Source organism: Shewanella saliphila, from assembly GCF_014648295.1.
GTDB classification, from domain to species: Bacteria; Pseudomonadota; Gammaproteobacteria; order Enterobacterales; family Shewanellaceae; genus Shewanella; species Shewanella saliphila.
In genome coordinates, this window is the sequence record NZ_BMQV01000030.1 from 33,579 (window position 1) to 56,247 (window position 22,669).

The window sequence follows — 22,669 nt, forward strand, 5'->3', positions numbered from 1 at the left end:
ATTGCTAGGTTCATGGCAATACAGCTCTCATCCTCCGTCTAATCTACTGACTATGAAGAGCTTACATAATGCGAATATCCAAAGTCATCTTAGTTGCTTGCGGTTTATTAGTCGGATTATACCTTTTAGTGATATTAACACTGAGTCAGAGCTTACATGCGTTTAATCGCGACAACAGCAACGTTAATTTACAACAACTCGATCAACGAGATGTAGTGCAATTAGACAACCACTGGGCTAATTGGCTATTACATTACGATATTGTCGAAGATGAGCAAAACACCTATGCCGTATTATCAAAAGCTGGGTTTCAATTAAATGCAGTGAGCCTAAATCACATCCTTAGCAACGTGATGTTATTCAGTAATTTGCCATTATTGTTATTAGGCGGCTTTGCCATTGGCATGCCTTTTTATATCACTCGCAGACAAAAGAAAAACCTCGATGCTTCACTTGAAGTGGTCAACAACGAAACCAATAAGCTGTTAGCGGCCTTTAATATCACCCCGCCTAATGTTGAACAACAAAATACCGTTTCGAAACTGAGCCTGGCTCTGATAGAACTCAACAAGCAAATAAATGACCAACAACATAAAAACTTTATTAGCCAACACCAAGACAAACTCACTGGGCTGATTGACCGCCATGCCTATTTGCATCATTTACAATCGCAGTTAGAGCAAGCTCAAGCATTAAAGAAAAGACAAGCCCTGTTATTTATTGATCTTGATGGCTTTAAACAAGTTAATGACTCATTTGGCCACAGTTTTGGCGATGAAGTATTGATTCAAGTAGCCCAGCGCCTTACAACCGTGGTCCGCAATCGTAAACTCAGTCACTTGGCCGCGTCGTTAGGATTAGAGTTAAACTTGTCGCGACTTGGGGGGGATGAGTTTTCCATTTTTATTGAAAACCTTAATGATGACAATTTAGCTATCGAAGTCGCACAAAATGTATTGCAAGAAATTGAAGGCGATTTTGTGCTCGGTAACAAATTGATAAAAATTGGTGCCAGTATTGGCATTGCGGTTTATCCCGATAGCGCGGCAAACCCTAACACATTATTGCAAATGGCCGATGTGGCGATGTACCGTGCTAAAACTGACGGACGCGGTATTTATCGTGTTTACTCGCCTGAAATGGGCAATAAAATGCGTCGTTATCATTACTTACTCGAAGAAATGCGCCTGGCAATGACAAGCAATAGTTTTAGCTTGTCGTTTCAACCCATCGTTAATGTGAACGATTTTAGTATCGATTATTTTGAGTGCCTCGTGCGCTGGCATCATCCGATTGAAGGTTCTATCCCTCCTGCCGAATTTATTCCTATTGCTGAAGATTCAAACTTAATTTTAGAATTAGGTAATTGGATTTTATTAGAAGCTTGCCGTCAAATGGCGGCTTGGTACAACGCGGGTATGAACAAAGTGCGGATCTCAGTCAATATCTCTGGAGTACAGTTATCGCATATACCACTGTATGACTGGGTGATGGACACCATCAACAAAGTGGGATTACCTCCTAAAGCCTTGTTACTCGAAATCACCGAAACGTGTTTCATTGAGGCCTCAGAAAAAGTAATTGCTGACTTAGAAAAATTGCGCGAGTCAGGCGTACTGATTGCCATTGACGATTTTGGGACAGGTTTTAGTTCTTTATCAACCCTAGCCAATTTGCCTGTTGATGTCATTAAAATTGATAAGCTGTTTATCGACCAAGCTAATATTAACCCCAAGTATGAAAAGATTTTAAATTCTATTAGTGGCTTAGGTAAAACCCTCGACCTTAAAATCGTTGCTGAAGGTGTTGAAACCGCGCCGCAATTTGAATTAGTTAAAAAACTCGGTATTGATTGCATTCAAGGTTATTTAATTAGCCGCCCAGAAACATCAAAAGATGTGGGCAGTAAGATGATAAGCCAAAATATTAACTATATCGCGATGACGGGCACTGGGGTATATGCCCCTCAAGCTGACAAAGCCCCTGCTCCTGTCGTACAAATAAAAGCGGGTTAATAAATAAAAACGGGTACGGTAAATGATGAGCAAGCAACAAGCAGCATCAAGTATTAGTATCAGTCGTATTGATACCGATATTGGTACGTTTAGAGTTAACGCTGAAGCAAAGACGACCAAGGTATTGTCAATAACCTCAATTGACATACTCAGCACAGATGGCTGGGAAGCATTAATTATTGATGTCGATGCGCCATGGTACCCAACCGTGCTTAAAGCGTGTGAATTACACATCAAAAAACAGCAACAACAGCAACAACAGCAACAACAGCAGCAATAATTTCAATAAACGTCTATGACCCAAACAATAAACCCCAGCAATGCTGGGGTTTATGATTAAGACTATCGACAATGCGTTTTAAGGCATCATAGAAGGTTGATCAGCGCCTTCTTTTTCAATCTCTACAGGTAGCATATGCTCGCGGTTAATACCCAATTTAATGGCTAAGTAACTCGCCACATAAATAGATGAGTACGTACCCACAAAAATACCCAGTAGCAATGCTGTTGCAAAGCCATGGATCATGGTGCCACCTTTAAGGAACAACGCAATCACGGTAATCAAGGTCGTACCGGTAGTAATCACCGTACGGCTCATGGTTTGAGTAATTGAGGTATTCACAATTTCTTCAGGCGTGCCTTTACGCATTTTAAGGAAGTTTTCACGAATACGGTCATACACAACGATGGTATCGTTAAGTGAGTAACCGACAACCGTTAACAAACCCGCTAAAACAGTTAAGTCAAACTCCAACTGTAATAGCGAGAACACCCCTAAAGTCACAATTACATCGTGAGCAAGTGCCGCTACAGAACCAGCAGCCAAGCGCCATTCGAAACGAAATGAAACGTAGATAAGAATACAAATTAAGGCAACAATAACCGCTAGGCCGCCCTGCTCTGCTAATTCTTTACCCACTTGTGGGCCAACAAACTCAACACGTTTTTGTACTACGCCAGCATCAATAGACTGCGCTGCAGTGAGTACCGCATTAACTTGAGCATCACTTTTTAGCTCGCTTCTTACAGGTAGACGGACTAGTACATCACGGCTTGAACCAAAGTTCTGTACCACTGCGCCATCGGCTTCGTCCGATGTCATAGTTGCACGAAGTGCGTTTAAGTCGACAGGAGCTGAAAACTCCATTTCAACAACTGTACCACCGGTAAAGTCTAGACCCCAGTTAATGCCCTGCACGCCTAGCGACACAAAAGAGGCAATCACCAAGACCATCGACATAATACTGATAGGCATTGCATGACGAAGGAAGTTGACGGTCTTCTTTACTGAAAATATCTGAAACATATCCAACTTCTCCCTTAGATAGACAATGACTTAACGCGCTTACCACCCCAAATCGCATTCACGATAGAGCGTGTGCCAACAATGGCTGTAAACATCGAAGTCGCGATACCTATCATTAAGGTAACAGCAAAACCTTTCACCGCACCGGTACCCACAGCAAACAGGATTAACGCAGTCATAAAGGTAGTGATATTAGCATCGGCAATGGTTGAGAACGCATTACCATAACCTTCATGAATCGCTTGTTGTACGCTACGGCCACCTAAAATTTCTTCACGAATACGTTCAAAAATAAGTACGTTACCGTCAACAGCCATACCAACAGTTAACACCATGCCAGCAATACCAGGTAGTGTTAACACCGCGCCAGGGATCATCGACATCACACCTACAACCATGATTAAGTTTGCTAACAATGCCAGGTTGGCAATAAAGCCAAATGCACGGTAGTAAATCATCATGAAGATAAGCACAACAACCATGCCCCATACCATTGCTTGAACACCGTTTTCAATGTTCTCTTTACCTAGGCTAGGACCAATAGTGCGTTCTTCTACAATCGTTACCGGTGCAATAAGCGCACCAGCACGAAGTAATAACGCAAGGCTTTGTGCTTCGCTATGTTCAAGACCGGTAATCACAAAATTACGGCCTAAACGGGCTTGAATGGTCGCAACCGAAATAACCTCTTCAATCTTGGTCATTTTAACGGTGCCATCAGGATTACGTTGGCCGCTGTCTTTATATTCGATAAACAATGTTGCCATTGGTTTACCAATATTGTCTTTGGTTACGTTCGAGAAAATCGTGCCGCCTTTCGCGTCAAGATTAATCGCTACCTGTGGTCGGCTGTATTCGTCAAAAGTAGGCTGCGCGCCAGTGATATGGTCACCGGTTAACATCACTTCTTTTTTCAATACTGCAATACCACCTTCACGGCGTTGGTAAACTTCAGCACCAGCAGGTACACGGCCACCGGCCGCAGCACTGACGTCAGCTTTGTCGTCAACCATACGAAACTCAATCGATGCCGTGGCACCTAGAATCTCTTTTGCACGTGCAGTGTCTTGCACACCTGGTAGTTCAACAATAATGCGCTCAGCGCCTTGACGTTGTACTACAGGCTCAGCAACACCTAACTCGTTAACACGGTTACGAATGGTCGTGATGTTTTGCTGTAAAGCTTCTTCCTTAATTTGCTTAAGGTATACATCACTCATCGTCGCCAATAACACAAACTCGCTATCAGTGCTGGCATCGGTATAGACCATGTCATTACTGCGCGTTTTTAAGTAGTTTTCAGCTTGGCTAACAGTGTCTGCATCACGAAACTTAATCGCAATCCCTTTCGGGGTTTTGCGAACACCAGCGTAACGAATTTTTTCTTCACGCAGTTGGCTACGAAAGTCAGCCACTTTGGCTTCTTCCATTTTGCGAATCGCTTCGCCCATGTCCACTTCCATCAAGAAGTGCACACCACCACGTAAATCTAAACCTAACTTCATTGGCGACCCACCAACAGCTTCAAGCCATTCAGGGGTTGCTGGCGCAAGGTTAAGTGCTACCGTAAATTTTTGCCCAAGTTGCTCTGCAATGGCTTCTTTAGCCAGTAATTGTTGTTCGGCATCTTGTACCCGAACTAACAATTGTCCGTTTTCAAGCTCAGCACGCTTAATCGCAATACCTTTGCCTTCTAACATTTGCACTACATTGGCTTGAGTTGACGAATTTACTTCAGCACCACGAGTTGCCACAATCTGCACTGCATGGTCTTCACCAAACAGGTTCGGTATGGCATAAAAACCACCAATGGCGATGATAAGCACCACCATGATGTTTTTCCACATTGGGTATTTATTTAACACACCATAGCCCTCTTGGCTTATAACGACTGGATAGAACCTTTAGGTAATACCGCGGCGATGTAATCCTTTTTAATGGTAATTTGGTTGTTATCGTTGATAGCAAGTAACACGTAATCACTTTCTTCACTGATTTTGGTCACTTTACCTAAAATACCACCACTGGTTAATACTTCATCACCTTTTGAAATCGATGCCATCAAGTTTTTGTGTTCTTTAACACGCTTTGACTGAGGACGGAAAATCATGAAGTAAAAAATTAACCCGAACATGACAAGCATAAAAATTAACTGCATGGTTTCGCCACCGGCAGCGCCACCCATTGGGCTTGCATAAGCATTTGAAATTAACATAGTTCTCTCTTCTTATTTGCTAAAATTAATCGACTAACTCAGGTACTTCACGACCAAGACTGGTATAGAACTCCTTCACAAAGGCGTCTAATGTACCTGTCTGAATTGCGCCGCGCAAACCTTCCATTAACATTTGGTAGTAACGTAGGTTGTGAATGGTGTTTAAACGCGCACCTAGAATCTCATTACAACGATCTAAATGGTATAAATAAGCGCGTGAATAGTTTTTACAGGTATAACAATCACACTTAGCATCTAATGGCGAAGTGTCATCACGATGACGCGCATTACGGATTTTAATTACCCCTTCGCTGGTAAATAAATGGCCGTTACGCGCGTTACGTGTTGGCATAACACAGTCGAACATATCAACGCCACGACGCACACCTTCAACTAAATCTTCTGGTTTACCCACACCCATTAAATAACGCGGTTTATCAGCAGGAATTTGCGGACAAACGTGCTCTAAAATGCGGTGCATATCTTCTTTAGGCTCACCAACAGCTAAACCACCTACGGCATAACCATCAAAGCCAATGTCTACTAACCCTTTTACGCTTTCATCACGTAAATCTTCGTACACACCACCCTGGATAATACCGAATAGTGAATTCGCATTTTCTAGGCGGTCAAACTCATCACGTGAGCGCTTGGCCCAACGCAATGACATTTGCATCGATTTACGCGCTTCGTCATGCGTTGCAGGGTAAGGCGTACATTCGTCAAAAATCATCACCACATCTGAACCTAGAGAGTGCTGAATTTGCATCGACTTCTCTGGATCTAAAAAGATTTTTTCGCCATTGATGGGTGAACGGAAATGCACACCTTCTTCGGTGATTTTACGAATATCACCTAAACTAAACACCTGAAATCCACCTGAATCAGTCAAAATAGGACGTTGCCAGTTCATAAAGTCATGCAAGTCACCATGCTTACGCATGATTTCTTCACCTGGGCGTAACCATAAATGGAAAGTATTACCCAATAAAATGTCTGCTCCTGTAGCACGCACTTCTTCAGGGGTCATCCCTTTAACGGTACCGTAAGTTCCCACGGGCATAAATGCTGGTGTTTCTACCGTACCACGGTCAAATATCAAACGTCCGCGACGTGCACGACCATCTGTTGTATCTAATTCAAATTTCATAAATCACCTTGCCAGATAAACAGTCTGACTTGTTCAGTTTATATAGTAATGAGGGCGAATTTTAATGCTTCAAGGTTAAGAACACATTAAAACATCAAAACGCCCACTGTTAGCGGGCGTTTGTTGGCGGGTATTGTAAATCAATTTCGGCTATTTGGGGGCTTTTTTCGTCACAAACATGGCATCGCCGTAGCTAAAAAAGCGGTATTTTTGTGCAATCGCGTGTTGATATGCCGCTATGACCTCATCATAACCAGCAAACGCACTTAATAGCATGATTAACGTTGATTCCGGTAAATGAAAATTAGTGACCATCGCATCAACAATCTTAAACTGGTAACCAGGGTAGATGAAAATATCGGTATCGCCGCTAAAACCACTTAACGGTGCATCGCCACAGGCGCGAGCTGCACTTTCTAGTGAGCGAACTGACGTAGTACCCACAGCAACAACACGGTGACCATTGGCTTTAGTTTGCGCAATAAGGTCAACGACATCTTGAGGAACGTCAGCCCATTCAGAGTGCATTTTATGCTCAAGCACATTATCAACACGTACTGGCTGAAATGTCCCTGCTCCTACATGTAAGGTCACAAAAGCAACATTGACGCCTTTATCTTTTAAGGCCGCTAACATTTCATCGTCAAAGTGCAATCCTGCCGTTGGGGCAGCGACAGCACCTGGAGTCTGGTTATAAACGGTTTGATAACGCTCTTTATCAGCATCTTCATCAGGACGGTCGATATAGGGAGGAAGAGGCATATGGCCGACTTGCTCAAGCACTTCTAAAATCGTGTTATCACTCAATAGCTCAAGCTCGAATAAGGCATCATGACGCGCTAGCATCTTCATTTGATATCCGGCGTCTAAATTGATTAACGCATCCACTTTAGGTGACTTTGAACTGCGAACGTGGGCTAAAATACGCTTATCATCAAGCATACGCTCAACTAAAATTTCAAGCTTACCACCGGTGGCTTTTTGGCCAAATAAACGCGCAGGGATCACACGGGTGTTATTAAACACCATCAAGTCACCTGGGTTAATAAGTTCGAGTAAGTCAGTAAACTGCTTATCGGCTAACTGTCCATCTACACCATTAAGGGTCAATAGACGCGACGCATTACGTTGTGCAGTCGGATAGCGAGCAATAAGCTCATCAGGAAGGTCGAACGAAAAGTCTGCAACGCGCATAGTAAAATCTCAACAGTAAAAACGGCCGCTAGTCTATGGCGAGCGCAGGTTAAGATCAAGTTTACTGATTACTTTGTCGGCTTTTCTATGGGAGTTTGATTATAACTGTCGGTGTGATCGACTTCGTTCACCGTATTTTGCGCTGGCGCGTCGTTAGATTTAAACGAATGGACTTCATAGCGCATGTCAATTTGCACTTTGTTTCTTTTGGTTGCGATAGGCCTACCCAATAATTTTTTTAGCCAATCTTTCATCATCCTTGATCCCTAAGTTAAGCATTTATTATTATTCACAATTTCATACAGATAAGTATCTACAATCGACACTACACACATTACTCCATGACATTTGTGTATAAAGCGTTATGATTGAACCTAACAGCTTGTCAACTTGTAACGCTTTGTTACAAACGGCTAGTATCATACTGTAAAATAATAAAATTAGAAGCACAAAATATGAACTTTTTAGCACACTTACATTTAGCAGATATTAGTGATACTCATTTAGTGGCTAATTTGTGCGGTGATTTTGCCAAGGGCAAAATAGAAGATCACCCTCAACATCTTCAACAAGGCATTTGGTTACATCGTCAAATCGATCAAATTACCGATAGCCATGAAATTATTATTGATTTGCTTAAACAGTTTCCCAAATCATCTCGCCGAGTCGCGCCAGTACTCATTGATTTAGTGTTTGACCATTATTTAGCGTTTTATTGGGAAGAGTATCATCATCAAGATCTCAATATCTTTTGCCAAAAAGCGTATCAAGAACTTAACACTACCGAAGAATTGCCCGCCACTTTGCAAGCTATCGCCCCAAAAATCATTCAACAAGATTGGTTAAGCAGTTACCAAACACGACAAGGTTTAGAGCAAGCTATTCAAGGGGTCAGCCGCCGATTATCTAAACCAGAACTATTTGACCATGCGATCCGTGATGTCGATAAACTTTATGTTGAAATCGAAATTGCTTTTAGAACATTTTACCCACAGCTAATGGCTTACAGTAAAATATACAGCCGTAAAACACCCAGCCAATACTTACCACATGAACAAGGGTAAGTAAGCGTATAGTATGCCAATCTGGGTAACAGGGTTTATAAAAGCCGCTACAACAAAAGTGACGTCTGCTCGCTTTTGGTTAATCACACTGCGTGATGTATTGCTATTAACGGCAGTACTGTTTGCCGTTGCCAGCTATCTACAGCGAGACATGCACACGGGATTAGCGTTTCCTATCAATAGTCAGTTAGTCGATGGGGGCGAGGTGTCTTTATTTAATGCTCGGCAACAAACTGACACAAATAAAGCCACCTTGGTGTATTTTTGGGGGACTTGGTGTCCGGTATGCAAAGTCACCTCGCCTATGGTCAATAGCGTAGCTAACACTCAAGATTATCGCGTTATTTCGGTGGCCGTTGCCTCTGGTTCAAATACCGACATAAACGCATTTATGCAGCATAATGATTACCAATTTGCTGTTATCAATCAATCCACAGATAACAACAATTTAAGCCAACAATGGGGGGCAACCGCATTGCCTTCGATATACATCATTGATAGCCACAATCAAATCCGCTTTGTGACATCAGGAGCCACCAGCCGTTGGGGCATGTCATTGCGCCTGTGGCTAGCCAGCCTTTAAGTTAAGCAGAGGTAATCATCGACCAAGCAAACCGTATATTGTCGTTTCCGCTTGCTATCCCAGCGGATTGACCAAGCTACAGTTATCTTATTTTCGTTACTGAAAAAATTTTGTTAGTATGCGCGCGTAACCCATCAAGCAAAACCTGCGTTTATTAAAGAGACAATCTCACCATGCACATCTTTACTTATCGACCACCGTCAATTCCTTGGTTGGACATCCGCTATAAAGACCGTGATATTATTGTGATTAATAAACCTTCTGGATTGTTATCAAATCCAGGACGCTCACCAGACACCCATGACACCGCCATCACTCGCTTACAGCAACGTTATCCGGAAGCCATTTTAATTCATCGCTTAGATTGCGATACGTCAGGCATCATGATTTTTGCTCGCACCAAAAAAGCGGAGTCGCATCTAAAAACTCAGTTTCAAAATCGCCAGGCTAAAAAAGTCTATATCGCAGAGGTGCAGGGGCATATGCAAGCATTAGAAGGTAAAGTGAACTTTGCGTTAGGGCCAAACCCTGACACACCACCTTTTCAAATGCTCAGCGAGACAGGTAAAGCGGCACTGACTTATTTCAGTGTGCTTGAACAACGTGCCAGCACAACGCTGATGGAGCTCAAACCGCATACCGGCCGCACCCATCAACTCAGAGTGCACATGCTTGCACTTGGTCACCCAATTTTAGGCGATGAGTTTTACGCTGATGAAGCAACAATTAGTGCCAGCAAACGACTCAATTTACACGCACAATCATTAACCATTACACACCCATATACCCAAGTCGAAATGACTTTTTTTAGTCAGCATCCTTTCTAACCTTGGCGGATATAAGCCAACAACAAAAATGCCGGCACCATAGATATCCTATGGGCCGGCATTTTTTGTGCGACGCACAATTTAACTTGCTTGAGCCGCCTCTTTTGCTTCAGCCGCTTCACATGCTGCAGCGGTAAAGATAACGTCAGTTGAACTGTTTAATGCTGTTTCAGCTGAGTCTTGAATCACACCAATAATGAAGCCAACAGCCACAACTTGCATTGCAACATCGTTAGAAATACCAAACAGACTACAGGCTAACGGGATTAATAATAATGAGCCACCCGCGACACCTGAAGCACCACAAGCCGATACAGAAGCAACCACACTCAGTAACAGTGCTGTCATAAAATCGATGGGGATATTAAGGGTATGAGCCGCTGCAAGTGTCAATATGGTGATGGTAATTGCTGCACCGCCCATGTTGATGGTCGCGCCTAATGGGATAGACACAGAGTAAGTGTCTTTGTGTAATTTAAGCTCTTCACACAACGCCATGTTTACCGGAATATTAGCCGCACTTGAGCGAGTAAAAAATGCCGTTACGCCGCTTTCGCGTAGGCATTTAAGTACTAGCGGATATGGGTTACGTTTAATTTTTACATAAACAATAACCGGGTTCACGACTAAGGCGATAAACAACATTGCGCCCACTAACACGGCAAGTAGTTGAGCATAACCTGCAAGCGCTTCAAAGCCGGTTTCAGCAAAGGTTGCGGCAACTAAACCAAAAATACCGATTGGCGCTAAGCGGATCACAAACCGTACAATGTTAGAAACGGCCTCACTTAAATCGGCCAACATTTGTTTAGTGCTGTCGCTAGCATGATGCATGGTAATACCTAAACCTGCACCCCATACTAAAATACCGATATAATTTCCTGTTAATAAGGCATTAACTGGGTTATCAACAATTTTAAACAGTAATGTATTAAGGACTTCTGTAATACCTTGAGGCGGATTAGAGCCTTCAATGCCGGTTGCCAACAATAAGGTTGTTGGGAAGGCGAAACTGAAAATAACGGCCGTCAATGCCGCTGCAAATGTACCAAAAAGATACAAAGCAATAATAGGACGCATATTGGTGTGGCTGTCTTTCTTTTGATTAGCAATCGATGAAGCGACCAATACAAATACCAGCACAGGTGCAATGGCTTTTAGCGCACCGACAAACAGCGCCCCTAAAAATGCCACACTGTGTGCACCGGTTGTTGAAACGCTGGCTAAAATCACACCCAAGATGATCCCGCCAATAATTTGTAGCACTAAGCTTCCACTAGCGATTCGAGCTAGCAGTGATGTTTTTTGATTCATTTTTTAACCTATGATTATTATATTAGTGGCTTTTTATTCGTTAGTGATGTTCTAGAGTCATGCCTTGGTTAACGCTGTAATACGCTATAAAACAACTGTCGTCATCATATAAATAATGTATTACTTAACCAATAAACGCTGAAAACACTTATGTTGTTGGCATCCTTGTTAACAATGTAACTCAACACAAGCTCAATATGCTGTTTTCAGCGATAACGTTACCGCATTACTCCGAGGCAATCACTGAGTGCGATGCACAAAAAAGCCTTGTAGCTATATATCAGGATGGAACATAAGAAGTCTAGTGCTGAACTCAAATGAATAAAAAAAATCAGCTATTGCTGTTTTAATACACATCAAATGAGGCTTTCTTAAGAAGATGAAAATAACTTGTTAAACATGTTGAGAGTAAAAGCCATCAGAAAGTATTGTCTTTTTTACTGACGTTCAAACAACATCATTAATGGTTAAGTTGAGCGCCGCGCAGCATGGCCTCAATGAGTTCTTTAGCATCAAACTTAGTTAATGCTTCATTTGCTCCAACTTGCTTAGCCTGGCTAACGCTGATCTCGCTCGATAATGAGGTATGCAAAATAATATAAGCATTGGCGAGTTGAGGATTGTTTTTCACTTCAAATGCTAACTCATAACCATCTAATCCAGGCATTTCAATGTCGCTCACGAGTAGCTCTATTGGCTCACCTCGTTGTGCTGCATCTTGCATTATTTGTAGGGCGTCACGGCCATCTGATGTGACTTGATAACCGATATTGATCGAGTCTAATGCGTCAGACAACTGCTTACGCGCCACTTTCGAATCATCAACCAGTAATATTCGCAGTGGCTTGAGTTTTTCGCGTTGAACATCAGTCAAAATGGCACGATTGGTCACTGGGTCATCAGGGAATATTTTCGATAACAACAATTCCACATCCAGTAATTGCACTAAACGATCATCAAATCGAGTCACGCCGGTTAAAAAGGCGTTTTTGCCCAAATTATCTGAAGGCGCCTCAATATTACGCCAATTACACTCAATGATTTTATCGATTGCACGCACCAAAAAACCAATCACCATACGTTGGCAGTCAGTAATGATAATGTAACAGTCTTGACGTTCTTGTTCTGTAATAGGCTTAAAGCCGATGCCTGCCGCCATATCGATAACAGGAATGGTCATGCCGCGAATGGTCGCCGCCCCCATAATAGCAGGATGAGAATGAGGAATTTTAGTGAGTGGTGTAAACGGAACTAACTCACGGATCTTTAAGGTACCAAGCGCAAATTGTTGAGTGTGGTTCAACCTAAAAAGCAATAAACCTTGCGATTGATTCGCTTTACTCATTTTCGGGCTCATCGTTTCCCCTTACAAGATGTCATTTTTTTACTATAGCATTTATCGTCAAACTTTAGCGGGCCTTTAGCCTGTGCAGATCACAATATAAGCAATTGCCTATTGAGGGGAACAGCTCAGTATAAAAACACACAAAAATAAAGGGAAACATCAAGATAGATAAAATTGATTTATCTATCTTGATGTTTCCCTTTATAGATCGACTTGTCGCGATACAGGCTTAGTTTGAAGCAGACTGTAACTCGTAAAGTACATCATAAACAAATTGGTCCCAGCCATCTGCATCAAAGGCTAAACCACTGGCATTTCGTACCTGGCTAACCGCATGAACCGGAGCTGCACCGTTTTCCATCATATAGTAAGCCATGACCATTTCAGTTCGGTTTATGCCTGAACGACAGTGCAATAAAACAGGAACATTGGCATTTTCGCACTCACGAATAAAGGCTAATACTTGTGGTAAGATTTCGGCGCATACGGTCAAGTCTTGCGGTTTAGGAGGGATGTTATCGGGTAAATTAAATACCTTATGCTTAATACCGAGCTGTGCCATTGCTGCCGTGTCACAACCTTCTGCATTATTTAATGAGGCTATCGCACCAAAACCAGCTTGCTTTAACTCAGCTAAGTCCCATGCATCTTTATTTGGACCACTTCGCCCTGCGATTTGTCCATCTACTAACCAAAAAATATGTTTCATAATACCTACTACTCTGGTTTTTTAGCCCAAATATCTACATTAACTGGGGGTAATTTCTTACGCTTTTTTTTTCCCATTCCTTCAGGTTTCGCGACTGGCTTTGGCTGTTCCTGGACACTATCTGGCATAATGTCATCGGCTTCAAATCCGCTAACTTGTTCACGTTCAAGACGAATTTTATTCTTTTTCTCAATAACAGAGAAATGATGATACTCATCATGTGATAACAAGGTCAATGCTAAACCTACCTCACCTGCACGGCCACTTCGGCCAATGCGGTGCATATAATCTGCTGGACTGCGTGGTAAGTCAAAATTAATTACAACAGGCAGTTTTTCAATGTCCAAACCACGGGCGGCAATGTCGGTGGCAATCAACACCTGTATTTCACCCGCTTTAAAGCTTTCAAGTACCCGGCTTCGAGCACCTTGTGCTTTATCACCATGAAATACTTCTGCACTAATACCGCGTTTAGCTAATTTTTGCGCTAAATGATTACAGCCATTTTTTGCACTCACAAAAATCAAGACCTGACGCCATTGATGCTGTTGAAGTAAGTGAGCTAATAACGCCGTTTTTTTCTCGCGATTAACCGTCATAACTCGTTGCACTAACGTGCTGGCCTCAGCGCTTTGTAACTGCACTTCTAGTGGGTTATTGAGTAAGGTCTCAGTGAGTTGGCGCACTTCTTCAGGGAAGGTGGCTGAAAACAATAAGGTTTGTTTTTTCTTCGGTAACAAGGCTATCAACTGCGCGAGTTCTTCAGTAAACCCTAGGCTAAGCATTCTGTCTGCTTCGTCAAGAACCAGTGTTGCAACAGCAGACAATTTAACGGCATTGGATGATATTAAATCGAGTAAACGCCCTGGCGTTGCAACAACAACATCAGCTCCACCACGTAAAGCCAGCATTTGCGTATTAACAGACACGCCACCAAAAGCTGCTACAACTTTGATATCACCATTTAAATGCACTGCATAAGTTTTGAAACTATCAGCAACTTGTTTAGCCAACTCACGCGTAGGCACTAATACTAAGGCGCTAACAAAGTTGCCTTTAGTCGTTGAGCCACGGTTACTATCCATTAGCTGCTGCAATATTGGTAAAGCAAACGCCGCGGTTTTACCCGAGCCCGTATTGGCACCCGCCAGCAAATCTTGGCCAGATAAAATACTTGGGATGGTATGGGCTTGTACTGGAGTAGGCTGTAAATATTGAAGCTCGGCCAACCTAGCCAGCAACGGAGTGTGCAGACCAAATTCAGCAAAGGTGGTAGCTAATGAAGCTTGTGTCATGGATCAGATGCGCTCAACAAGGGATAACAATCGGACATTTTACCGCACTTTAGCGCATCAGTCAGATAAATTACCTAACTTTATTGTGTAGTCTCTAAGTTAAGTAACCATTGTTTCATGTCTAACCCATAAGCATAACCCGTAAGCTTACCGCCTTTACCAATCACCCGATGACATGGAACGATAATCGCAATAGGATTGGCGCCATTTGCCGCCCCAACCGCACGCACAGCTTTAGGCCTACCAATCGTATTTGCTATGTCGCTATAGCTGCAATGCTGACCAAACGGTAGTTCACGCAAAGCTTGCCACACCTGTTGCTGAAACACGGTTCCTTTAGGGGCTAACGGTATATCAAAGGTTTGCCTAATGCCGGCAAAATACTCTGTTAATTGCACCACGGTGTCATTGATGTGTTGTTGGGCCTGTAAGCACACATCATTTGTCGCAGGCATGAGATTGACTGAAGATTCAATCACCACAACAGGGTTAAGTTGAGCCAAATCTTCAACTTGCAAATGCGTCAGGCCATGCTCAGAAGCTTTTAGTGACAATAATCCCACAGGGCTGGACACAAACGATTGTATTTGAGGTATAGACATAGTTTTATTCTTGTATTGAAGTAAGGGAATTTTCATCCCACAACTGAAACGTTAAATAGCTGCCCCAAGGACTAACGTGTTCGCTAATGTGTTTGGCTATTTGGCTATACGACTTGGTTGATTCAATCGGACGTTGTGCCAATTGATGCAATGCATGTAACCTATTTTTTATCACTAAATCTGTGGTTAAAAACACGTCTGGCTCGCTGAGCCCTCGCATTTGTGCATAAGCAACGGTCCATGGGCCAATCCCTTTAACCGACAGCCAATCTTGCGGAGTTGACTCAGGGTATTGGGAAACATACTTGCCAAGCGCGTTTAAGGCTAATTTACGTGCGCCAGGCATTTTTAATTCATCCAGTGATGCTTGGGCAATTGCCGTAGGTGTCGGAAAAAGTCGCCAGGTTTTACCATTCAAACTAAGCGGTTCACCATAATGTTGTACTAAGGTGTTGAGTAATTTAGTGGCTTGTTGCACGCTCACTTGTTGGCCTAATACTGCTCGGCATGCCGCTTCAAACACATTACCTGTACCGGGGATCCTAAGGCCGACATCGATATTAGCTCCTAGTGACGTTATTGAGGTGAGAGCCTGTTCAATGACCTGCATATCCGCGTCAAGATCGAAAAGAGCACGAACCTTCATCACAACTTTGTGTAAGTGCTTAATGTCTTCAGCATTAACAAAATAAATGCTCACATCTAATTGGGGCTTATTGTGATTGTGCTTAGCAGCAAAAACACCATTAATACCATCAAATGAAAAACTGCGCATATAGCCGTCATCACTAATCACCTCCATATGCTCCACTTGACGAAAAGCATAAAACTGCAACATTTTGGGCCAATTTAATGGTGGCCGATACGCCAAGGTTAACGTAATAGGGTTAACGGTCATCAATGGATTCTCACATGCCACTTGCGTCGCAATGGTGGAGCGACTCAGCTTACGGATAGCCGAGGGGGTTAGCTGTAAGTGCTGCTGAAACACTTCATTAAAGCGCCTAATACTGTTAAACCCCGCAGCCATGGCAATGTCGGTCATCGACAAAGAGGTTTGATGCAGTAACTGTTTGGCAAACATCAATTGCTGATACTGAGCAAAACGTTTTGGCGACGTTCCTAATTGTTGATTAAACAATTGACTCAAATAACGACTCGTTATACCTAATTTTTCAGCAAGCTCGGTCACTGATGCCGCGCTATCACCATTGAGATACCCTTGCTCAATTAACGTTAATGCTCGGTTAAGAGTGGTCTGTGTGCCGCGCCAAGCATTGGAGCTTGGTGCACTATCGGGTCGACACCGTAAACACGGTCTCAGCCCTGCATTAGCGGCTTTAATCGCGGAGTCAAAATAACGGACGTTTTTTTCATGCGGCGCTGGCGCGGGGCAAATTGAACGGCAATAAATACCGGTGGTGAGCACGCCGGTAAAAAATTGGCCATCAAAGCGAGCATCGCGGCTCAAACGAGCTTGTTGACACACTTGTGGTGCAATATGACAATTTGTTGATAATTGCTCGCTAGCCATCAGATCTCCTCGGGCCTGTATCATTACAGGTTAACACTTAGCATAAGATCAATATTGCGCTAAAAAGTGCTTTTTTACGTATCGACAGACTTTACCGAAATGACTGCGCTGCGACTAGCGGAAAACGGAACTGAATCGTTATAAGCTCATCAGTAGATTAATGGTAACAATTTAACGCATTACATTTGACGCATATACGTTATCCTAGCAGCAGAAATCTCACTATGGATGTTAGAGCACTAGATGTTTAAATTTTTTGAATCCTTAACTCAACCGTTACCGCCAGAAGAGCCGACGCAACCGCCTAAAACCTTATATGCATTTTGTCGTCATTATACTCGCGGCTTTGGCAAACCTTTAATTGTAATGTCGATATTAACGGCCACACTGGCGATATTAGAAGTGTCATTATTTGGCTTTATGGGTAAGTTAGTCGACTGGTTAGTCACTAAAAATCCACAGACTTTATGGCAAGACGAGCACGTTACCCTTATTGGCATGTCGGTGATTGTGTTAGTTGTGATCCCGTTTATTGTTTGGTTGCATGCTTCGATCGTGCATCAAACATTATTGGGTAATTATCCGATGGCCATTCGCTGGCAAGCGCATCGTTACTTACTTAAGCAAAGTATTGGCTTTTATCAAGATGACTTTGCCGGTCGTGTCGCCACTAAAGTAATGCAAACGTCATTAGCTGTGCGTGAAACGGTCATGAAGCTATTAGATGTGTTGATGTACATCTTAATTTACTTCACCTCAATGTTAGTGATGATTGCCAGCGCGGACTTACGGTTAATGTTACCTATGCTGGTATGGCTATTCGCCTATATTGCAATCCAGTGGAAATTAGTGCCAAAACTAAAAGCCATTTCAGCACAACAAGCAGACGCCCGCTCGAGCATGACAGGGCGAATTGTTGACAGTTATACCAATATTTCTACCGTGAAATTATTCTCTCACACTAAGCAAGAAGCAGATTATGCCCGCGACAGTATGAGTTTATTTTTGAACACGGTTTACGGCCAAATGCGTTTAGTGACAATCATTAACGTTGCAGTGCAAATAATTAATTATCTATTGGCATTCACTATAGCTGCTGTATCAATTTGGCTTTGGGCAGATAACGCGATTACTGTTGGCGCCATTGCCATTGCCGTGAGTTTAGCACTGCGTTTAAACGGTATGTCTCAATGGATAATGTGGGAAATTAGCTCACTGTTTGAAAACATTGGTACGGTTACCGACGGAATGAATACCTTATCAAAACCGATTGCGATTGAAGATAAACCAAACGCCAAAGACATTGTGGTTGATCAAGGTAAAATAGACTTTAACCAAGTGAGTTTTCATTACGGTGAGAAAAAGGGCGTTATTGATGAATTAGATTTGCACATCAAACCTGGAGAGAAAGTCGGTTTAGTCGGCCGTTCGGGCGCAGGAAAATCGACATTAGTTAATTTATTAATGCGTTTTCATGATGTTGAACAAGGGCAAATTCTTATTGATGATCAACCCCTAACCGATGTCACCCAAGACTCATTGCGCGCCAATATCGGTATGGTCACTCAAGACACGTCATTATTGCATCGCTCTATTCGTGAAAACATTTTGTATGGCGACCCACACGCTAGCGAAGAACGCTTAATGGCTGCTATCACTCAAGCGCAGGCATTTGATTTTATCGATACGCTAACCGATCCCTTTGGAAATAAAGGCTTAGATGCACAAGTAGGTGAGCGCGGTGTTAAGCTGTCTGGAGGTCAACGTCAACGTATCGCAATTGCCAGAGTGTTACTTAAAAACGCGCCAATATTATTACTCGATGAGGCCACATCGGCGCTCGATTCTGAGGTTGAGGCGGCAATTCAAGAGTCGTTGTACGAGCTAATGGAAGGTAAAACCGTTATTGCCATTGCCCATCGACTCTCGACTATTGCAGCAATGGACCGCTTAATTGTATTAGACCAAGGCAAAGTGGTAGAACAAGGCTCTCATCAAGAATTGATTAAAGCCAATGGCATTTACTCACAGCTTTGGGCTCATCAAACTGGTGGTTTTTTAGGGCTGGATTAATCTCATAACTTACAGAGTTGTAATAGAAGCCATTCAATTTGAGTGGCTTTTTTATGGCCGAACATCAAGAAAGTTAAAAAAATGAGATCGCAACAAACAACATTAGAACGTTCTAAACAAGATTAAGTGATCAAAATACGTTTGCAGTTGTTTAAGAAAGATTACAGCAGGATTTAATTAGGAGTTATAACGAAGAATATGGTGGTCGCTACTGGGCTCGAACCAGTGACCCCCTCCTTGTAAGGGAGGTGCTCTCCCAGCTGAGCTAAGCGACCTGGGATGTAACGCAGATAGATTAAATTGATATGGTGGTCGCTACTGGGCTCGAACCAGTGACCCCCTCCTTGTAAGGGAGGTGCTCTCCCAGCTGAGCTAAGCGACCTGGGAATATCAATCTATAAAGCATGTAAAATATGGTGGTCGCTACTGGGCTCGAACCAGTGACCCCCTCCTTGTAAGGGAGGTGCTCTCCCAGCTGAGCTAAGCGACCTGGGATATTTTACTATTGAGTCCAACATATTCTTTTAGAGAAATGGTGGTCGCTACTGGGCTCGAACCAGTGACCCCCTCCTTGTAAGGGAGGTGCTCTCCCAGCTGAGCTAAGCGACCTGGGACTCTACACATCATTTTATCAGATTACATGGTGGTCGCTACTGGGCTCGAACCAGTGACCCCCTCCTTGTAAGGGAGGTGCTCTCCCAGCTGAGCTAAGCGACCTGGGATGTAATCAACATAAGAATATCTTCATCAATGAAGATATGGTGGTCGCTACTGGGCTCGAACCAGTGACCCCCTCCTTGTAAGGGAGGTGCTCTCCCAGCTGAGCTAAGCGACCTCATGCTGTGTGGGGCCGTATTATAGGGGGCAAGTAAAACCTGTCAACGCTTTTTAATTAAAAAAATGCTAGTCGGCCTAAAATTGTTCGCTTTGACGCTTTGTTAATCAACAGATTGACCTAATCATAATCAAAAATAAATACCAGTTTGCTTTCATCGTTTACACAATATTTGCTGACTTTATTACGCCTTACTGTGCATCACAATGTTTTAATAGCATGAGACTTACAATGTTTTAATAGCATGAGACTTACAATAAGTCATTTTTGACGTTTGTCCGCACAGAAAAAATAAAATCTGTCTCAGGTTTGAGTGCACACCATTTCAACTACCGAGTTTGGCTGTTAGAATAACGCCACATTTTTTTTTTTGTCTTTATTTAGACGTTTATAAATAGGTTAGTGTCCGATTATGACTACTAAGACGCGTTTTGCTCCAAGTCCAACTGGTTTTCTTCATGTAGGTGGTGCCCGTACTGCACTTTATTCATGGTTACACGCTCGTGCTAACAATGGTGAGTTTGTGCTTCGCATTGAAGACACCGACATTGAACGTTCAACTCAAGAAGCCTGTGATGCCATTCTTGATGGTATGAACTGGTTAGGACTAACCTGGGATGAAGGCCCGTATTACCAAACTAAACGTTTCGATCGTTACAATGAAATCATTGATCAAATGTTGAATAACGGTACCGCTTATAAATGTTATTGCTCACGTGAGCGAATTGAAAGCATGCGTGAAGAACAAGCAGCGCAGGGCTTACAGCAAAAGTATGATGGCTGCTGTCGCAACCTTGCGCCACGCGATACTGACGAGCCCTTTGTTATTCGTTTCAAAAATCCTATCGAAGGTAGCGTAGTATTTGACGACCATGTTCGCGGCCGTATCGAAATTTCAAATGATATGCTTGACGATTTAATCATTAAGCGTACCGATGGTGTGCCAACCTATAACTTCTGCGTTGTTGTTGATGATTGGGATATGGGGATTACTTGTGTTGTACGTGGTGAAGATCATATCAACAACACACCACGCCAAATTAATATTCTTAAAGCACTAGGTGCACCAATTCCTGAATACGCACATGTATCGATGATTTTAGGTGATGATGGTGCAAAATTATCTAAACGCCATGGTGCTGTTGGCGTAATGCAATACCGTGATGACGGTTATTTACCAGAAGCATTGTTAAACTATCTTGTTCGCTTAGGTTGGTCGCATGGCGATCAAGAAGTGTTTTCAATGGAAGAGTTAAAAACACTATTCAAATTAGATGATATTAACAAAGCGGCTTCTGCATTTAATACCGATAAGCTCGTTTGGTTGAACCAACACTATATTAAATCACTTGATCCAGCTTATGTTGCATCACACTTACAGTGGCATATGGATGATCAAAAGATTGATATCAGTAATGGCCCTGCCCTTGCTGATATCGTAACCGCATTATCTGAACGCGCTAAGACCTTAAAAGAGTTAGCTGCTTCGAGTCGTTATTTCTACGAAGACTTTACTGAGTTCGATGCAGCCCAAGCTAAAAAACATCTCCGTGGTGTTGCATTAGAGCCATTAACATTATTCAATCAAAAATTAGCTGAGCTGAATGACTGGAATGTTGAAGCCATTCACCAAGTAATCGAGGCTACGGCAACCGAACTTGATGTGGGAATGGGTAAAGTGGGTATGCCTTTACGTGTAGCGGTTACAGGCGCAGGTCAGTCTCCAGCATTAGATTTAACCTTGTTCTTAATCGGAAAAGAAAGATCTGCACAAAGAATATCCAAAGCGATTGAATTTGTAGCAGATAGAATAAATTCATAAAAAACGAGTTGACACTTTTGGGTATGCTGCATAGAATGCGCCTCGCAGTTGAGACATGACGTCAGTTAATTCTGGTTGCATATCCAAAAGCATTAAGTAAGAAAGGGGTTATAGCTCAGCTGGGAGAGCGCTTCGCTGGCAGTGAAGAGGTCCACGGTTCGATCCCGTGTAGCTCCACCACTTACTTAACAATCTTTAAGTAGATAAAAGCATTGATGTTTAGCCTACAGACATTAGTGAGTATTCACTCGATACAGAGTATAACGTATCAACTGTGTCCCATTCGTCTAGAAATAGAGCTTAGGACATCGCCCACTTTGGTTTATAAAGAGTCGGCGGTAACAGGGGCTCGAATCCTTGTTCATTTGTAGCAATTAGCACTGATGTTTAGCCTACAGACATCAATGAGTATTCACTCGATACAGAGTATAACGTATCAAAAGTGTCCCATTCGTCTAGAGGCCTAGGACACCGCCCTTTCACGGCGGTAACAGGGGTTCGAATCCCCTATGGGATACCACTTTTCTTGAGTGGTTGACTGTAAAGTTAACGATTCGATAGCACTGATGTTTAGCCTACAGACATCAATGAGTATTCACTCGATACAGAGTATAACGTATCAAAAGTGTCCCATTCGTCTAGAAATAGAGCTTAGGGCATCGCCCACTTTGGTTTATAAAGAGTCGGCGGTAACAGGGGTTCGAATCCTTGTTGATTTGTAGCAATTAGCACCAATGTTTAGCCTACAGACATTAGTGAGTATTCACTCGATACAGAGTATAACGT

The 22,669-nt window shown here is 42.8% G+C and carries 19 protein-coding genes and 8 tRNA genes; 9 read left to right on the top strand and 18 right to left on the bottom strand.

All coding sequences use genetic code 11. The features are described 5' to 3' along the window. Positions 1-68: 68 nt before the first annotated feature. Positions 69-2,015 carry a putative bifunctional diguanylate cyclase/phosphodiesterase gene (locus IEY48_RS13770; RefSeq protein ID WP_188921270.1) on the top strand — a complete coding sequence of 649 codons (1,947 nt, stop codon included), beginning with the start codon at positions 69-71 and terminating at the stop codon, positions 2,013-2,015. 22 nt (positions 2,016-2,037) lie between these two features. Further along, complete coding sequence (locus IEY48_RS13775) at positions 2,038-2,295, top strand: hypothetical protein (protein WP_188921272.1); 258 nt, start codon at positions 2,038-2,040, stop codon at positions 2,293-2,295. Between the two features lie 78 nt (positions 2,296-2,373). Here IEY48_RS13775 and secF read toward each other — a convergent pair whose 3' ends face one another. The 6 genes from secF to IEY48_RS13805 form a co-directional block, all read right to left on the bottom strand. After that, positions 2,374-3,321, bottom strand: a complete 948-nt coding sequence (gene secF / locus IEY48_RS13780; protein WP_188921273.1) for a protein translocase subunit SecF — start codon at positions 3,319-3,321, stop codon at positions 2,374-2,376. 14 nt (positions 3,322-3,335) lie between these two features. Further along, positions 3,336-5,186, bottom strand: a complete 1,851-nt coding sequence (secD, locus tag IEY48_RS13785) for a protein translocase subunit SecD (RefSeq protein ID WP_188921275.1) — start codon at positions 5,184-5,186, stop codon at positions 3,336-3,338. A gap of 17 nt (positions 5,187-5,203) precedes the next feature. Further along, the gene (yajC, locus tag IEY48_RS13790; protein ID WP_160055628.1) at positions 5,204-5,536 is read right to left on the bottom strand and encodes a preprotein translocase subunit YajC; all 333 of its coding nucleotides are present in this window, start codon (positions 5,534-5,536) and stop codon (positions 5,204-5,206) included. Positions 5,537-5,561: 25 nt separating this feature from the next. Beyond that, on the bottom strand, positions 5,562-6,686 hold the full coding sequence (tgt, locus tag IEY48_RS13795; protein WP_188921276.1) for a tRNA guanosine(34) transglycosylase Tgt: 1,125 nt from the start codon (positions 6,684-6,686) through the stop codon (positions 5,562-5,564). 150 nt (positions 6,687-6,836) lie between these two features. Then, positions 6,837-7,880, bottom strand: coding sequence for a tRNA preQ1(34) S-adenosylmethionine ribosyltransferase-isomerase QueA (gene queA, locus IEY48_RS13800; RefSeq protein WP_188921278.1), 1,044 nt, complete (start codon positions 7,878-7,880; stop codon positions 6,837-6,839). 68 nt (positions 7,881-7,948) lie between these two features. Further along, entirely contained in the window at positions 7,949-8,137 is a 189-nt protein-coding gene (locus IEY48_RS13805) for a hypothetical protein (protein WP_188921280.1), read from the bottom strand. Between the two features lie 198 nt (positions 8,138-8,335). Between IEY48_RS13805 and IEY48_RS13810 the strand changes: the two genes are divergently transcribed. The 3 genes from IEY48_RS13810 to IEY48_RS13820 all read left to right on the top strand — a co-directional run bounded on the left by IEY48_RS13810 (position 8,336) and on the right by IEY48_RS13820 (position 10,354). Beyond that, on the top strand, positions 8,336-8,944 hold the full coding sequence (locus tag IEY48_RS13810) for an acyl carrier protein phosphodiesterase (protein ID WP_188921282.1): 609 nt from the start codon (positions 8,336-8,338) through the stop codon (positions 8,942-8,944). Positions 8,945-8,957: 13 nt separating this feature from the next. Then, positions 8,958-9,527, top strand: a complete 570-nt coding sequence (locus tag IEY48_RS13815; RefSeq protein ID WP_188921284.1) for a protein disulfide oxidoreductase — start codon at positions 8,958-8,960, stop codon at positions 9,525-9,527. Between the two features lie 173 nt (positions 9,528-9,700). Then, positions 9,701-10,354, top strand: a complete 654-nt coding sequence (locus IEY48_RS13820; protein WP_188921286.1) for an RluA family pseudouridine synthase — start codon at positions 9,701-9,703, stop codon at positions 10,352-10,354. Positions 10,355-10,435: 81 nt separating this feature from the next. Here IEY48_RS13820 and sstT read toward each other — a convergent pair whose 3' ends face one another. The 6 genes from sstT to IEY48_RS13850 all read right to left on the bottom strand — a co-directional run bounded on the left by sstT (position 10,436) and on the right by IEY48_RS13850 (position 17,153). Continuing rightward, positions 10,436-11,668 carry a serine/threonine transporter SstT gene (gene sstT / locus IEY48_RS13825; protein ID WP_188921287.1) on the bottom strand — a complete coding sequence of 411 codons (1,233 nt, stop codon included), beginning with the start codon at positions 11,666-11,668 and terminating at the stop codon, positions 10,436-10,438. Between the two features lie 460 nt (positions 11,669-12,128). After that, positions 12,129-13,025, bottom strand: a complete 897-nt coding sequence (locus tag IEY48_RS13830) for a chemotaxis protein CheV (RefSeq protein ID WP_188921289.1) — start codon at positions 13,023-13,025, stop codon at positions 12,129-12,131. A 217-nt stretch (positions 13,026-13,242) separates the two neighbouring features. Next, positions 13,243-13,722 carry a protein-tyrosine phosphatase family protein gene (locus tag IEY48_RS13835; RefSeq protein WP_188921291.1) on the bottom strand — a complete coding sequence of 160 codons (480 nt, stop codon included), beginning with the start codon at positions 13,720-13,722 and terminating at the stop codon, positions 13,243-13,245. 8 nt (positions 13,723-13,730) lie between these two features. Beyond that, complete coding sequence (locus tag IEY48_RS13840) at positions 13,731-15,017, bottom strand: DEAD/DEAH box helicase (RefSeq protein ID WP_188921293.1); 1,287 nt, start codon at positions 15,015-15,017, stop codon at positions 13,731-13,733. Between the two features lie 80 nt (positions 15,018-15,097). Next, positions 15,098-15,619 (bottom strand): methylated-DNA--[protein]-cysteine S-methyltransferase, encoded by a 522-nt coding sequence (locus IEY48_RS13845; RefSeq protein WP_229786472.1) that lies wholly within the window; start codon positions 15,617-15,619, stop codon positions 15,098-15,100. A 4-nt stretch (positions 15,620-15,623) separates the two neighbouring features. Beyond that, the gene (locus IEY48_RS13850; protein ID WP_188921297.1) at positions 15,624-17,153 is read right to left on the bottom strand and encodes a DNA-3-methyladenine glycosylase 2 family protein; all 1,530 of its coding nucleotides are present in this window, start codon (positions 17,151-17,153) and stop codon (positions 15,624-15,626) included. A 243-nt stretch (positions 17,154-17,396) separates the two neighbouring features. Here IEY48_RS13850 and IEY48_RS13855 point away from each other — a divergent pair, with 243 nt between their 5' ends. Next, positions 17,397-19,226 (top strand): ABC transporter ATP-binding protein, encoded by a 1,830-nt coding sequence (locus IEY48_RS13855; protein WP_188921299.1) that lies wholly within the window; start codon positions 17,397-17,399, stop codon positions 19,224-19,226. A gap of 199 nt (positions 19,227-19,425) precedes the next feature. Here the strand turns inward: IEY48_RS13855 and IEY48_RS13860 are convergent. The 6 genes from IEY48_RS13860 to IEY48_RS13885 form a co-directional block, all read right to left on the bottom strand. Continuing rightward, positions 19,426-19,501, bottom strand: a tRNA-Val gene (locus tag IEY48_RS13860). 31 nt (positions 19,502-19,532) lie between these two features. Continuing rightward, positions 19,533-19,608, bottom strand: a tRNA-Val gene (locus IEY48_RS13865). 32 nt (positions 19,609-19,640) lie between these two features. Continuing rightward, positions 19,641-19,716: transfer RNA gene (locus tag IEY48_RS13870), tRNA-Val, on the bottom strand. A gap of 43 nt (positions 19,717-19,759) precedes the next feature. Then, positions 19,760-19,835: transfer RNA gene (locus tag IEY48_RS13875), tRNA-Val, on the bottom strand. Positions 19,836-19,867: 32 nt separating this feature from the next. Continuing rightward, a tRNA-Val gene (locus tag IEY48_RS13880) sits at positions 19,868-19,943 on the bottom strand. A 42-nt stretch (positions 19,944-19,985) separates the two neighbouring features. After that, a tRNA-Val gene (locus IEY48_RS13885) sits at positions 19,986-20,061 on the bottom strand. Between the two features lie 412 nt (positions 20,062-20,473). On the opposite strand from IEY48_RS13885, the gene gltX reads away from it, so the two are divergent. From gltX to IEY48_RS13900, 3 genes are all read left to right on the top strand, one after another. Next, positions 20,474-21,883: a glutamate--tRNA ligase gene (gene gltX / locus IEY48_RS13890; protein ID WP_188921301.1), complete on the top strand. Its 1,410-nt coding sequence runs from the start codon at positions 20,474-20,476 to the stop codon at positions 21,881-21,883. Positions 21,884-21,987: 104 nt separating this feature from the next. Further along, positions 21,988-22,063, top strand: a tRNA-Ala gene (locus IEY48_RS13895). Positions 22,064-22,327: 264 nt separating this feature from the next. After that, positions 22,328-22,403: transfer RNA gene (locus IEY48_RS13900), tRNA-Glu, on the top strand. The last annotated feature ends 266 nt before the right edge of the window (positions 22,404-22,669 follow it).